Source organism: Cryobacterium sp. Y62 (genome assembly GCF_002929785.1).
Lineage (GTDB): Bacteria > Actinomycetota > Actinomycetes > Actinomycetales > Microbacteriaceae > Cryobacterium.
Window position 1 is genome coordinate 1 of the sequence record NZ_PJJK01000103.1, and the last position, 13,681, is coordinate 13,681.

The window sequence follows — 13,681 nt, forward strand, 5'->3', positions numbered from 1 at the left end:
TCGCCATGCTGCGAGACGGCACCCTCTACGAAACTGAACACCAACTCGCTGCTTGACAAAAACATAGGGGCACCCCCCCGAGACGACAACTTCTGCCCCATTGGCACACCACAACGCACACGCGACGACAACATCAGCCCCATGAAACCGTGCCAAGGGGCCGAACGTGGCAATTCACCGCCAACGGCCCGGCTCAGCGCCAAGTAGCGCGGTTTCCGAGCGAGCGGGCGAACGCGGTTAGCGGGCGGCGAGGTATTCGACGGCGGAGACGATGATGGGCAGTGTCACGATCGCCAGTAGGCTCGCGAGCACGGTGGCGGCGAGGACTATGAACGTGGTTCGCCGCGTGCCGGCCGCCGAAACCTGCTGCTCGAGAGCGGTAAAGCGTGCGTGCAGGCGGTCCGTCGCTACCGTTCGCACCGGCATGTGCCAGGTGGTCGGGTCTTCGATGACCGCGGTCAGGGTAGCCTGCTGCTCCGCACTGAACTGCCGTGGACGGCCAACCAGCCACCGACGCAGCCGCGGCGAATCAACGACGGTCACCACATCGGGCTTGCGATTCAGCCTGATTTTGTTGGGGTTGACCAGCACGATCATCGGCTGGACCGCGGCGGTTGCCGGCATTGCCTCGGCTAGCAACTTCGTGATCTGGGTCGACTCGAACCGCGCATCACGCAGGTACGGCATGGCGTGATCGCCGATCGGAATCGTGCGCACCGACCCGGTCAGGTCGCGATCCCAGCGCGTTCTGGAGCTGAGCGCGAAGATTCCACCAGGCCCGACCACGAGGTGATCGACCCAGAACGCCGTATTGCGAATGGGCAGCGAATGATAAACGTAGTATCCCTCGGGCAGCCGGGCCAGAATGTCGCCCACCACCATCTCGGCCTGCGCCGCGCGCAACCAGGCCAGCCCGTTCGCGTCGAGCGGGGAGAGCCCGAGAGTGCGGGCTAGCCGGGAGCGCGGAGCGCGATCCTTTTGCTGCCGCAACAGTTCTTCGACCAGGGATTGCCCGGCGAACCGCCCGGTGGCCGGTGACCGGTTAGAACCGGGCGGCGTCGACGCGGCTGGCACCGAGAAATCCGCAGCCGTCAGCTCGCTGTCGCGGGCGTGCAAACCATTGCCCAGCGTTGCCTTGATCACGTTCTCGCCTCACCTCGGGCTTTCGCCGGTCCCATTCTGCCACTCACGGGGTCCCGTTCAGGGGCCCCGTTCAGGGGTAACAATCGGCTGGCGCGCGACATTGGTTAGCAAATTGGAGTAATTCTCAGGCCCGCTGGGAGGTCACGCGCGCGGCTGACGCGGAGCATCCGTTTGTCAATATAAGGGTGCGACCCCGAGCGGCGCCTCCCCCACTAAATAGACCAAGGTCGGCTAGCCTGACAGTCACCCCATCGATTGGATTTACCCCGTGAAACACCTGACTTTCAACGTTTGCGCCATTGCGGGCCTCGGTTTCAGCGGGCTGGCCGTGCTACTGCTGGTGGGCAACCTGATCTCGGGCAATCAGTTCGTCGACTTCATCTTGCCGGCGGCTGTCGTTTCACTCGTGATCGGCGGCGCGTTCTCGGTACGGGCGCGCCTGCTCTCAGCGAAGGGGAACGGGCCCAAAAAGCGCTAGCTGCTAGTCCCGTGCGGTACCGGGTCGCGGCAGGATCGACGGACGGATGCCCCAGGTCAGCGGATTGTCGATGGCGGCGGCCAGTTCCATGCGTTCAATCGGACGCAGCACCTGCGGCCGCGCGGCCAGCCACTCGTTCAGCGCGCCCGCCCCGAGAACCGCGACCGGAGCGGTGCGCCCGGGCACCGCCCAACTCTGCAGCGTTCGGCCGGGCTGGGTTCGGCCCGTGGCCCAGAGGGAGCGGGCGCCGAGCACAACAACAACGGGCTGCACCGCAGTGCGCAGCGGCACCCGCCCACGCAGCAGCGTTGTGAGTCGTTGCGCGCCAGCCTCGGCGATGGCCAGGTCGGGTGACCGACGCCCCCCGACGTGCACGGTTCGGCGATACACCCAGGCGGTCCGTCCATCGCAGAGCTGCGCGTGCAATGCAAAAACGCCGCCAGGGCCAACAATGAGTCGGGCGGCACTCGGGCCGTCTCGGGTCTCGGCGGGCGAGGTGAATGCCGCCCAGTGTTCGGGAAGAGTCGCCAAGAGGTTGTCAACGGCCACCTCACTGCGCGTTCGCGCCACTGCCAGCTCGGTGGGCGTCGAGGTCTCCGGCTGACGCTGGGCACGACCGAGCAGCCAGGCCAGGCCAGATGCTGATCGAAGCACTCCGGTGCGATTCGATTCGGGCAATTCCGGGGGCGTCGCGAGACGCCGCCGCGTGGAGAGTATGTGAGTCATGAATGCTCCTCGCCGGGTTCTATATCCTGCCAGTGCGACCTTCCAAAACAAGACCCCCAGAATGGGTGTCTTTTTATCAAACGGACGCCGCGGCCTGACCGTGCTCGCGCTAACGAGCACCGCGCTGCATGCGATCCAGCTGTGCTTCTTCCCGGCCGGCCGCGAGATGTGCGGCCGACTGGGTGAGCGCCGGATCAGGACTGGATCTCTGCGCCGACCGGTTTCGGAATGAGGAACGACGTTCCGAGGGAAGCAAGAGTCAAGACAAAACCGACTCCGATGACGACAAAGTATGACGTGTGCATATCTTCTGACGTGCTCAGCACTGCCAGGGTTGACGGTAATACTAGGAAACTCAGTCCGGCACCGAGATTGAAGGCTCCTGCGTTCATCCCGGGCAGGAAGCCCGGGTTTCCTGGTGGAGAGAGAACCACGCCGAGACCGTTGAGCATAATGTTCGCGACACCTGCGTAGAGAATGCCCAGCAGTACTGCACCAAGAATCATAAGCGGGAGGCTGTTCAGACCACCGAATCCAATGACGGCTAACGCTAGTGCACTGCCAAGCAGCCCGATGCGCAGCATTTTCGTGTAGCCGAGCGTGGGCGCTAGCCGGCCGCTCAACGGGCCTACCAGCCAGCCGAACAGTGCGTAGGGGGTCAGGATAATCAGGGCCATCTGCGTGGGATTGATCGCAAACCCGGGTGCGGCGGCCTGAACATATGCCGGCACAATGCCATTGATGACAGCGAAGATTCCAGTCATCGCGAGAGTAGTGGTCAACAACGGTGCCCAGGTGGACCTCAAACGAAGGTGAACGATCTGGACCATTGGTTGCTCGCCTCTTTTTTCAACCGACCAAAACGCAACGAATGCCCCGGCCGATACCGCCGTCAGCCCAATTACCAGGAGCAGGGTATTCACCGAGAAGGCGCTCGCGAGTGTTGCGGCTTCGTTGAGCGCGGTGAGGGTCGCCCCGACTGCCACGACGATGTAGAAGGCGCCCAGCCAGTCCATACGTGTTCCTGCGGCCGGTCGAGATTCAACGGCCAGGAACAGCACCAGCAGCAACGCCACGATCGAGAAGCCGACCATCACCCAGAAGATACTCCGAAACCCAAAGTTCTCGGCGAGGTACCCCCCGGCGAAGGAGTCGATTCCGGCGATGCCTCCGTTGACGGCTGCGACCAGTCCCATCATCGTTCCGTACTTGCGAGGATTGGAAATGGCCGAGCGGAGCATGATGAGGCAGAGCGGAACTGTGGGTCCGCTGACTCCCTGGATAATACGACCGATGAACAGCCAGGTGATGTCCGGTGCCATGGCTGAGATCACGGAACCGACACCCATGAGGGCCATCATGCCCAGCAGGATTTTCTTCCGGCCGACGATATCGCTCAGGCGCGGCAATACCAGGGAGAACAACGCGGCAGCGGTAAAGAACCAGGTCTGAGACAGGCCGACAGCCGCCTGATCAACACCTAGTTCAGCACCAATGGTAACGAGCGCAGGGCTGAGCATGCTCGCATTTAGCTGGAATGCGATACAGGCAGCCAGGAGCGCCGTTATCAACGCTGCCGTGTTGACCGTCGCTCCGCGGTCGGTACGAAATCGAGTTGAGGTCATGATTCGACGTCTCCAATCCGAACCAAGGCATCTGTAATCAGATTCCAGAATCGTTCATGATCAAGGGCAACAGCGACAGAGGTCGTGCAGTCTGCGGGTGCCGGCGACCGAAAGTCAGCGACGGTCATGCCGAGGGTGTGCGTGCCGTTGAGTTCAATATCCACAGGCACCCTCCGGGTCGATATGATGCTCGGGTCGATGACGTAGGCGACTGCACAGGGGTCGTGCACGGGCGGAAAGTCGAATCCCTGCACTTCGCGATAGGTCTCGCCGAAGAACTTGAGTAATTCGCCAACGAATCGGGCCGGCCCCGTGCCGACGGCAGCAATCTGCTCTACGACGGCAGGTGTGGCGAGCGCCTGGTGAGTCACGTCCAGTCCCACCATGACGACCGGCCACTTCTCGTTGAAGACGATGTGCGCGGCCTCCGGGTCAATGATGATGTTGAACTCGGCGACGGCGCTCCAATTCCCGACGTGGTAACCGCCCCCCATCAATACAACCTCCTTGACCCGTTCGACAATGCGAGGTTCCTTGCGAGCAGCCATAGCGATGTTGGTGAGGCCAGCGGTCGGTACGAGGGTGATGGTCCCGGGTTCGTGGGCCATGATGGTGTCGATAATAAGATCGATGGCGTGCCGTGGATCCAAGATCAGAGTCGGCTCTGGCAGGATCGGTCCGTCCATGCCGGATTCGCCGTGAATGGACGGCGCAGTTTCAATCTGCCGCACGAGCGGGCGTGAGCACCCGGCCGCAAACGGGACATCCTTGATGCCGGCGATTCGGGCCACAGCCAACGCATTCTGGGTCACTTTCTCGAGTGTCTGGTTTCCCACGACCGTTGTGACCGCCAGCAAGTCAATTTCTGGACTTCCATGAGCCAACAGAATGGCAATCGCGTCGTCGTGGCCTGGGTCGCAATCCAGAATGATCTTTTTAGGCATGGTGCTCCACTTCATTGGGGACGTTGCCCCCCCTTAAAATGTGGCGGTTGCAGCGCGCTCCCTCAGAGTCTGCGCTTCGTAAGCGAGGAAGTCAAACGCTTAACGTCAAAATGCATTAAGCGCTTAACGCCGTGGCATCAAAGGCTTGGCGGGTGTTCAGCCCGCTAAGGAAGGAAAATCGCTTGCCATCGCTAGAATTGGCGCATGGCGATCCCCGGTACGGCCAACGAGACGCCCAGTCATGTCCCGCGGGCAACAGCGTCCATGGTGGCCAGCAGGGCTGGGGTGTCCGTCGCCACGGTCTCTCTGGTCGCCAGCGGCAAAACTGATGGTCGGGTTTCAGCGGAAACCGTTGCCCGAGTCCAGAGAGCTATCAGTGATCTCAACTATGTGGTCAACCGAGTCGCCAGCTCGCTGGCGACGGGATCAAGTAACTTCGTCATCCTTATCGCGCCAGACATTTCCAACTCATTCTTTGCCAGACTCATCGCCGGCGTGCGGGAATCCTTGGGCTCGTCCTACCAGCTGCTCCTTTCTGTCACTGACTCTGGACAGATGCCCCGGGCGGAAAGTGTTCGCGAGTTGCTTGCCTTTCGCCCTGCCGGTCTGCTCGTCGACGCTCCGAGCGAACAGCTGATGCAAAGCATGTCCATCGATGGCCCGATCGTGCTGCTCGACGCACCGGGCGCGAAGGGCATCCTCCCTGCCGTCAATCTCGATGTCGTTCACGGTGCAGAGGCATTGGCCACGCATCTTGCAGAGCGCGGCCATCGTACGTTCTCCTACCTCGATAGCGTCACTGCAACGTCAACCTTTGCGCTGCGACGTACCGCGTTCTTGGCTAAGGCACAGGAATGCGGAATGCGCCAAACCGAGCACATACGCGCCAGAAGCACAATAGACACCGGGTCGGCTGCTGCAGAATTTGGGAAAGTGTGGCCGGCATGGCAGGCCGCCGGCGTCACAGTAGTCGTCTGCGCGACCGACACCCACGCGTATGGCGTTCTCCAAACAGCTCATTCTTTGGGCATACGTGTACCGGAACAACTCGCCGTTGCGGGTTTTGACGACCTGCCATTTTCTGCGATGAGCCACCCGAGCCTGACCAGCGTCGAACTCCCAGCCCGGAAACTTGGCCGAGCAGCAGCATCCCTTCTTGTGGCCTTGATCGAAGGTCGTGTCCCCGAAGCTGAACTCCCCATCCTTCCGAGTCGCCTGATCATCAGGGACTCCACCGGGGTCCACAATTAGCCTGAGGTAGCAGCCCGCCAATCTGGTTTGGTAGCACGCGGGCTATCGCGCCAGAGGCAGAGTCAGCGCGAAGCGAGCACCCGTCGGGGCCGGTTCGAGGCACTCGAGCGTGCCGCCGTGCGAGCGGGCGAGGGCCCGGGCGATCGACAGGCCGAGACCGGAGCCGCCGCGATTGCTCGCCCGGGACGGGTCGAGGCGCACGAACCGTTCGAAGACGCGCTCGCGTTCTGGCGAGGGAACGCCGGCTCCGGAGTCGTTCACCTCTAGCCGGGCCGTGCCATCAACTACTGCCAAGCTGGTGCGGATGCTGCCACCCGGCTCGGTCGCATTGCGCGCGTTCCCGAGCAGATTGGTCACAATCTGCGCCAGGCGCTGGGCATCACCGCTCACCCAGACCTCGGGCGTGACCGCAAGGTCGAATTCGCGGCTGGTCCCGAGCATCCGCTGCTCGACAACAACCCCGCGGGTGAGCGCGGACAGGTCGACTGGTTCGAAGGCCGCGCCCTCATCGCCCTGGTCCAGCCGGGTCATCAGCAGCAGGTCATCGACCAGTCGGGCAGCCCGCTGGGTCTGCTGAATCATGTTGACCGTGAGGCTCTCGCGCTCGGCGCGGGCCGGATTGTCGCGCAGCAACGTTTCGGCGCTGGCCTGCAGGCCGGCGACCGGGGTGCGCAGTTCGTGCGAGACGTCGGCGAGAAGCCGCCGCATCCGCTCTTCGGCGGCAGCCGCGACCTGGGCGGCATCACGGGCCGTGGTTTCTGCGGCCTGCGCATCGGCGGCGGCCTGACGGGAGGTGCTTTCGGCGGTTTCGAGCGCCTGCAGCATGTCATCGAAAGCGCCGGCAGTGCGCCCGATCTCGGTGCGCGGATTGCTCGGGCGCAGTCGCCCACCGCGTCCGCCCTGGGTGATGGCGAGCGCGAGTTGGGTCATATGTGTGAGGGGTCGCAGCGCCACCCCGACCACACCGGTCAGCAGCAGCCCGGTGACGACTATCGTGAGCGCCCCGGCGACAACCTCGATCGTGCGCAGCTGGGCCAGGGTTAGGTCGATACCGGCCTCACTCGAGCTGAGGATGAGGGTTCCGCCGGCCACGTTTTGCGTGACCGAGAGGCGGTCGTCGCTTTGGATGATGACGGCGCCGGGCACGGTGTCGGCGTGCGGCGGAGCGCCAGGGCCGCGGCCGCCGCCGGGAGTTGGATCGGTGCGGCCATAGACGGTGTCGCCACCGACCGAGTAGGTCACGGTGACGTCATCGCCGGTCAGCCGGTTGGCCAGACTCTGCGCCGCCAAGCCTTCCTCGGCCAGAATCTGCGCGTAGCCGGCCCGGTCGATCAGGCGCTGCTGCAGGTCGGCCCGCAGCTGACCGCCGAGCACGAGGTTGATTAGAATACCGACTGTGACCAGCACAATCGTGAGCATCGCCAGAACAGCGGCGACGACTCTCAATCGCAGGGACGTGGTACGCATCGGGGTACTTTCTGAAGGGAGCGGGAATCAAACGGATGCGGCGAGCAGACGGCATCCGCTTGCAGCGACGAACCGGTCAGCCGGTGAGGCGGTAGCCGATTCCGCGAACGGTGTGGATGAGACGCGGGCCGTTGGCGTCGAGTTTACGGCGGAGGGTGCTCACGTAAGCCTCGACCAGGTTGGGATCGTAATCGTCGTAGCCCCAGACCTGGGTGAGGATCTGGGTTTTGGAGAGGGTGCGTCCGCGGTTGTGCACGAGATAAGTGAGCAGGCGGCGTTCGGTCGCGGTGAGGTCGATCAGCTGGCCGGCTCGGGTGGCCGTGGCGGCCTCCTCCTCGACGATGAGGTCGCCGACCTGCATGGTGGGTGAGACCAGGCGTCCGGTGCGGCGGAGCACGGCGGTGACGCGTGCAACGAGCTCGGCCAGCACGAACGGTTTCATAATGTAGTCGTCGGCGCCGGCCTCGAAGGCTGCGAGCCGGTCATCGACCGCGTCGCGGGCGGTTACGAACAACACCGGGGTGTTGCCGGCGTCGCGTAGCCGTTGGGCCAGGTGCAGGCCGTTTTCGCCGGGCAGCATGATGTCGAGCACCGCGGCATCCGGTCGAAAGCGGGCGATGCGTTCGGCGAAATTCATGCCGTCTGGCGCGGTATCGACCACGAATCCGGCGTGAATGAGGGCCTGACCGATCGCGGTGCGCAGCACGTCTTCATCTTCGACGACGAGGACGCGGGCTGGTTCGGTGGGCACGGTCTAACAGTGCGTGGCGAAGCTGAGCGTTTACTATGCGCCCGCTGACCGTTTGGCGACGTCGAGCGGGATTCAGTTCGTCTTCAGATTCGCGCCAGAAGCTGAAAACAGATACCCCACTCACTTCATTTCGTCAGGAGACAGTATGACCCGCACCAACGATTCCCAGCCCACCGATTCCACCGACGGTGCCGACGACACCACCGAGTCGAGCGCCACGCCCGACGCCAAGAACACCAGCGCGGACACGACAGACACTCAGCAGACAGACACTACCGAGTCCAGCACCGATACCGCCTCCACCGAGGCTTCCGACGCGCACTCCCACCTGCCGTACGACGCGCAGCAGACCCTGCCCTTTGACTCCAACGCGACGGTTCCTCTAAATGGAACGCTGGTCGCCGCGAACGACGCGAACGCGACGCTTCCCTTCGCGGCCGCCTCAACCGGCTACGCCACCCCGAGCGTACCCGTCGACCCTGCCGCGCCGAAGCCCCGCACCTGGTACCGCAAGCCGGTCGCTATCGGCGGAATGGCCGCCGCGGTCATCATCCTCGGTGGCGCCGGAATCGGCTTGGGCATTGCCGCGAATTCCGGTGCGAACGCCGAACTCGCGTCGAACAATTCCAGAACCTTAAATGGCCCCGGCCAAGGTGAATCCGACTCTGCTGGCGGACCTCGGTTGTCCACCGGAATGGCCGCCCTCGACGCTCAGGGTCCGGCCCTCTCGGGTACCGTGCTCGCTGTGTCGGGCGACACCATCACGATCACGGACAGCGACGGTTTCGTGCGCACGATCAACGTCACCGACGACACCGAGTACGGCGACGAGCTTGCAGCCGACTTTGAAGAGGGCCTAGAGATTCGCGCCACCGGAACGATCAATGACGATGACACGAGCCTCGACGCGACGTGGATCACCACTGCCACGGCGGGCCACGGCATCAACGGCCGCATCGATGGCCCCGGCATCGTTGGCCCCGGTATTGGCGGAGGTCACGGCGGCCCACGGGGAGCGGATGCCGGAACCACCGTCACCCCGCTGACCGACGGTGGCGCACCCGTCACCCCGACCGACCCACCGAGCACGCCCGCCGCGTAACCGCGCAACGATTTGCGCTGCTCGACGGCCCCACCGGGCCGACGAGCCGTGACCCGTAAATACGCTGTGGCTTGCCCCCTCACATTAGGGGGTGTACATTCCTTCGTTTATGCTGAAACCAGCAACTTGGGCACGGCCGTTTGGTCTTTCGGCTTCTGGGGGCACCGACGTAAGGCATTGCACCATGAACAAGAAGAATATTCTCATCGCCACTGCCGCTGGCGTGGTTCTGCTCCTCGGTGGCGCTGGCATTGCGATCGCCGTGAGCGACAACGACAACGACGGCCCTCTCACCGGTGAGACCCTCGACCGTGCGAGCAACGCCGCCCTGGCCGAGGTCGGTCCCGGCACCGTGACGAACGCCGACCGCAATGACGACGGCGGAAGCGCCTACGACCTCGAGGTGCGTCTCGACGACGGCACGACCGTCAACGTAGAGCTTAACAACGCCTTCGACGTGGTTTGGGTCGGCGATTACGACACCGACGACACGAACACGTCGAGCAACAACTCGTCCGATGACAGCGGCTCATCCTCGTCGAGCGCATCCCCAAGCTCCACTTCGAGCGCCACGGCCGACACAAGCTCCGCCGACCAGGCTGCCAGCGACCGTGCCAGCGCGGAGGCCGCGGCCCTCGCCGCGGTCGGCAGCGGTCGCGTCACCGACTTCGACCGTGACGACGACTGGAACCACCTCTACGAGGTTGAGGTCACCCTCGACAACGGCACCGACCGCGATGTCGACCTCGATGCCAACTTCGTCGTCGTGAGCATCGACGACGTCCTGCAGTAAGTCCTTTTTTTTCCGTGAAGCGCTGAGCGAATTCGCTCAGCGCTTCACGCGTTTAAGTGGTCAGCGCTCGACCAGAATGCCATCCTCGTCGCAGTACACCGTGCGCCCGGGTATAAAGACGACGCCGGCGAACTCGACGACGGTATCCGCTTCGCCGGCACCGGTCTTGGAGCTCTTGCGCGGGTTGCTGCCGAGGGCCTTGACTCCGAGGTCGAGGGCACCGATGGCGACCCGGTCGCGCACCGCGCCGTTGATGATCGCGCCGGACCAGCCGTTCGCCACGGCGAGGTCGGCGATCACGTCGCCCATGAGCGCCGAGTTGAGTGAGCCTCCCCCGTCTATGACAAGCACGGCGCCGTCGCCCGGCGTGGCCAGGATCGTCTTGAGCAGCGCGTTGTCCTCGAAGCAGGTTACCGTGCGAATCGGGCCGCTGAACCGGGCTCGACCGCCGATCGTCTGAAACTGCAGGGGTACGGACTGCAGCTCGTCGCCACGTTCGTCGTATAAATCGGCGGTCAACACGGTCATTGTTCCTCCAGGGTTTCGTTGCTTACAGAGTAGGCCCGGTCAGGCGTACGCGTCCGCCGAATTACATGACGCTGTCCAGGAAGGCCTTGGTGCGGGGATTTTGCGGATGATCGAGCACGCTCGCTGGCGACCCGCTCTCCACGACGATCCCGCCGTCCATGAACACGACCTCGTCAGCGGCACCGCGGGCGAATCCGATCTCGTGGGTGACCACAACCATCGTCATGCCGTCGGCGGCGAGCGCTCGCATCACGTCGAGCACATCACCGACCAGCTCCGGGTCGAGCGCGCTCGTCGGCTCGTCGAACAGCAACAGCTTCGGATCCATCGCCAGGGCACGGGCGATCGCGACGCGCTGCTGCTGCCCGCCCGACAATTGCGCCGGGTAAGACTGCGCCAGGTCGGCGAGTCCGACCCGGTCGAGCAGTTCCCGGCCGCGAGCCAGGGCGGCCGGCTTCGCCAGCCCGCGCACCCCGATCGGCGCCACCGTGATGTTCTCGAGGGCGGTCATGTGCGGAAACAGGTTGAAGCGCTGGAACACCATTCCGATTCCGCCGCGCTGTTTCGCGACCTCTCGCCGGTTCATCTCGAAAATGCGGCCGTGCCGGGCGGCGTAACCGATGAGTTCACCGTCGACAGAGATACGGCCACCGTCGATCCGTTCGAGGTGATTGATGCAGCGCAGAAACGTGCTCTTGCCGGAGCCCGATGGCCCCAGCAGGCACATCACCTGCCCGGCCGCGACGTCCAGGGAAATGCCCTTGAGCACCGGGGCGGCGCCGAAACTCTTGCGTACCTTGTGGGCGCTCAGTAGCGGCGGGGCTCCGACAGATTCGGCGTTCAAAGCGGATGCCGTCGGCCCGGTCTGATCGACGCCGGCGGAAGGTGTCACTCGCGTAGTGTCGGTCATGAGGCATCCGCTCTAATCGGGTCAGCGGGCCGGGGCCCTGGGCGCAAGATCGCCCGCACCCGCGACAGTGGAGTCGGCGGCAGGGTGCGGGCGTTGCCGCGGCCGTAATGGCGTTCCAGGTAATACTGCGGAATTGAAAGCACCGAGGTGAGAAGCAGGTACCAGCAGCTGACCACGACGAGCAGTTCCACCTGGCGCAGGTTCTGCGAGGAGATCTGGGTGGCGACCGTGTACACCTCTAGCACCGCGATGACCGAGAGTAGCGAGGTGTTCTTGAGCATCGAGATGGTCTCGTTGCCCATCGGCGGAATGATCACCCGCATGGCCTGCGGCAGCACGACCTTGAACAGGGTGAAGGTGGGGCTCATACCGACCGAGTAGGCGGCCTCATATTGGCCTTCGTCGACGGAAAGCATTCCGGCCCGCACGATTTCGGCCGAATACGCGGCCTGGTTGAGCGTAAGGGCGAGCAAACCGGCGACGAAAGCCGGAATGAGCGTGTTCGTGTCGACCGAGAACAGGCTGAAGTCGGTGAACGGAATGCCGAGGGTGATCCGTGCGTAGAGCAGCCCGAGGTAACCCCAGAACACGATCTGAATCAGCAGCGGCGTGCCGCGGAAAGCCCAAATGTACAGCCAGGACAGCGCGTTCATGACCGGGTTGTTGGAGAGACGCATGACTGCCAGAAGCACGGCGAGCACCGTCGACACGGCCATCGAGACGATCGTGAGAACGAGAGTCAGCACGACGCCGTCGAGAATGCGCCGGTCGAAGATGAACTCGCTGATAGTCGGGTGGTTCACGTTGTCGTTTTGCCAGAGCGACACGGCAACGCCGGCAAAGACGAGTAAAAGCAGCACCGCCACGACCCAGCGCCACGGATGCCGCAATGGCACCGCGTCGATGTCGTCGGGGTTGGGCAGCACGGCGACGCGTGGATTACGCGGGTCGGGGTCGTTTCGCGGCGCGGCCTCCGGGCCGGGACGGGTGAGCGGCAGGTTCGGCATCAGGTCACGACCCGAGGTTGAAGCCGGCCTCGTCGAGCCCATAGTTCGTGAGGTCGTACTTGGCCAGAATGTCGGTGTAGCTGCCATCGGCAATGGTCGCCACCAGAGCGAGGTGAATCGCCTCGCTCAGTTCGCTGTTCTCCTTGAGGATGCCGATTCCGCTGTAAACCGGGCTGTACCCGCTCGGGTTCGCCTCGTCGGTGATGACCTCGAACATCTCTCCGTCGCCGGCGGTCTGCGCGGTGTGCGCCGCGACGGCCGAGTCGACGACCTCGGCGACGGCCCGGCCGGACCGAACGGCGGTCTGCACCTCGGTTTCGCCGGGCAGTTCGGAGATGATCACCGGGCCAGGGCCGGCCGTCGTGCACTCCGCGTCGTAGCCTCGCAGAATGTCAGCCTGCACGGTGGCCTTGGGCACGGCGACCTCCTTGCCGCACAGGTCGAGTACCCCGGATATGTTCTCAGGGTTGCCGGCGAGCACGAGGATGGAGAATCCGGCGTGGAAGTAATCGACGAAGTCGAGGGTGCCCTGACGTTCCTTGGTGTCGTTCATGCCCGACATGATCACGTCGTTCTTGCCGGCTTTCAGCGACGGAATCGCGGTGGCGAACGCCTGTTTTTGCAGTTCGAAGCGCACGCCCAGCTTGACGCCGAGCGCAGCCGCGAGGTCGTGGTCGAAGCCTGTGATGTTCTGTTCGGCGTCGTACATCTCCATTGGCGGGTAGGGAATGTCGGAAGCGGCCTTGATGATTCCGGCCGATTTGATCGATTCGGGCAGGGCGGCCGCGGCGGCCGGGTCGACGCCGCCGGTGATCGCGGCGGGTTCCGTGCTGTCAACGGTGGCCGAGCATCCGCTCAAGACCAGCCCGGCCACAAAGCCGAGAGAGGCGAGCGCCGGCCAGGTCAGCCGGCGGGGAGAGCGGGTTTCGAGCTTCACGTGCAGGGTCATGGCTGTC

14 protein-coding genes are annotated in these 13,681 nt (G+C 64.0%); 4 read left to right on the plus strand and 10 right to left on the minus strand.

The annotated features are described in order from the left end of the window. Positions 1–237 precede the first annotated feature (237 nt). The gene (locus tag CXY71_RS08670; protein ID WP_104135244.1) at positions 238–1,143 is read right to left on the minus strand and encodes a nuclease-related domain-containing protein; all 906 of its coding nucleotides are present in this window, start codon (positions 1,141–1,143) and stop codon (positions 238–240) included. 268 nt (positions 1,144–1,411) lie between these two features. Between CXY71_RS08670 and CXY71_RS08675 the strand changes: the two genes are divergently transcribed. Further along, the gene (locus tag CXY71_RS08675) at positions 1,412–1,621 is read left to right on the plus strand and encodes a hypothetical protein (protein ID WP_104133285.1); all 210 of its coding nucleotides are present in this window, start codon (positions 1,412–1,414) and stop codon (positions 1,619–1,621) included. A 3-nt stretch (positions 1,622–1,624) separates the two neighbouring features. Here CXY71_RS08675 and CXY71_RS08680 read toward each other — a convergent pair whose 3' ends face one another. The 3 genes from CXY71_RS08680 to CXY71_RS08690 all read right to left on the minus strand — a co-directional run bounded on the left by CXY71_RS08680 (position 1,625) and on the right by CXY71_RS08690 (position 4,916). Then, complete coding sequence (locus CXY71_RS08680; protein ID WP_104135245.1) at positions 1,625–2,347, minus strand: hypothetical protein; 723 nt, start codon at positions 2,345–2,347, stop codon at positions 1,625–1,627. Positions 2,348–2,541: 194 nt separating this feature from the next. Further along, complete coding sequence (locus tag CXY71_RS08685; RefSeq protein WP_104135246.1) at positions 2,542–3,972, minus strand: MFS transporter; 1,431 nt, start codon at positions 3,970–3,972, stop codon at positions 2,542–2,544. Beyond that, on the minus strand, positions 3,969–4,916 hold the full coding sequence (locus tag CXY71_RS08690) for a nucleoside hydrolase (RefSeq protein ID WP_104135247.1): 948 nt from the start codon (positions 4,914–4,916) through the stop codon (positions 3,969–3,971). The genes CXY71_RS08685 and CXY71_RS08690 overlap by 4 nt, the downstream gene beginning before the upstream one ends. Before the next feature lie 204 nt (positions 4,917–5,120). On the opposite strand from CXY71_RS08690, the gene CXY71_RS08695 reads away from it, so the two are divergent. Further along, complete coding sequence (locus CXY71_RS08695; RefSeq protein ID WP_233204564.1) at positions 5,121–6,167, plus strand: LacI family DNA-binding transcriptional regulator; 1,047 nt, start codon at positions 5,121–5,123, stop codon at positions 6,165–6,167. 42 nt (positions 6,168–6,209) lie between these two features. On the opposite strand, the gene CXY71_RS08700 is transcribed toward CXY71_RS08695, so the two are convergent. Continuing rightward, positions 6,210–7,634, minus strand: coding sequence for a cell wall metabolism sensor histidine kinase WalK (locus CXY71_RS08700; RefSeq protein WP_104135248.1), 1,425 nt, complete (start codon positions 7,632–7,634; stop codon positions 6,210–6,212). 76 nt (positions 7,635–7,710) lie between these two features. Continuing rightward, on the minus strand, positions 7,711–8,385 hold the full coding sequence (locus CXY71_RS08705; RefSeq protein WP_104135249.1) for a response regulator transcription factor: 675 nt from the start codon (positions 8,383–8,385) through the stop codon (positions 7,711–7,713). Between the two features lie 145 nt (positions 8,386–8,530). Between CXY71_RS08705 and CXY71_RS08710 the strand changes: the two genes are divergently transcribed. Together CXY71_RS08710 and CXY71_RS08715 are read left to right on the plus strand one after the other, a co-directional pair. Continuing rightward, on the plus strand, positions 8,531–9,487 hold the full coding sequence (locus CXY71_RS08710) for a hypothetical protein (RefSeq protein WP_104135250.1): 957 nt from the start codon (positions 8,531–8,533) through the stop codon (positions 9,485–9,487). Positions 9,488–9,671: 184 nt separating this feature from the next. After that, on the plus strand, positions 9,672–10,280 hold the full coding sequence (locus tag CXY71_RS08715; protein WP_104135251.1) for a PepSY domain-containing protein: 609 nt from the start codon (positions 9,672–9,674) through the stop codon (positions 10,278–10,280). 60 nt (positions 10,281–10,340) lie between these two features. Here the strand turns inward: CXY71_RS08715 and rraA are convergent, their stop codons facing one another. The 4 genes from rraA to CXY71_RS08735 all read right to left on the minus strand — a co-directional run bounded on the left by rraA (position 10,341) and on the right by CXY71_RS08735 (position 13,674). Further along, the gene (gene rraA / locus CXY71_RS08720) at positions 10,341–10,808 is read right to left on the minus strand and encodes a ribonuclease E activity regulator RraA (protein ID WP_104135252.1); all 468 of its coding nucleotides are present in this window, start codon (positions 10,806–10,808) and stop codon (positions 10,341–10,343) included. Between the two features lie 61 nt (positions 10,809–10,869). Next, positions 10,870–11,700: an amino acid ABC transporter ATP-binding protein gene (locus CXY71_RS08725; protein WP_233204565.1), complete on the minus strand. Its 831-nt coding sequence runs from the start codon at positions 11,698–11,700 to the stop codon at positions 10,870–10,872. Between the two features lie 14 nt (positions 11,701–11,714). Next, positions 11,715–12,725: an amino acid ABC transporter permease gene (locus CXY71_RS08730; protein ID WP_104135303.1), complete on the minus strand. Its 1,011-nt coding sequence runs from the start codon at positions 12,723–12,725 to the stop codon at positions 11,715–11,717. A 4-nt stretch (positions 12,726–12,729) separates the two neighbouring features. After that, on the minus strand, positions 12,730–13,674 hold the full coding sequence (locus tag CXY71_RS08735; protein WP_104135254.1) for an ABC transporter substrate-binding protein: 945 nt from the start codon (positions 13,672–13,674) through the stop codon (positions 12,730–12,732). Between the last annotated feature and the right edge of the window lie 7 nt (positions 13,675–13,681).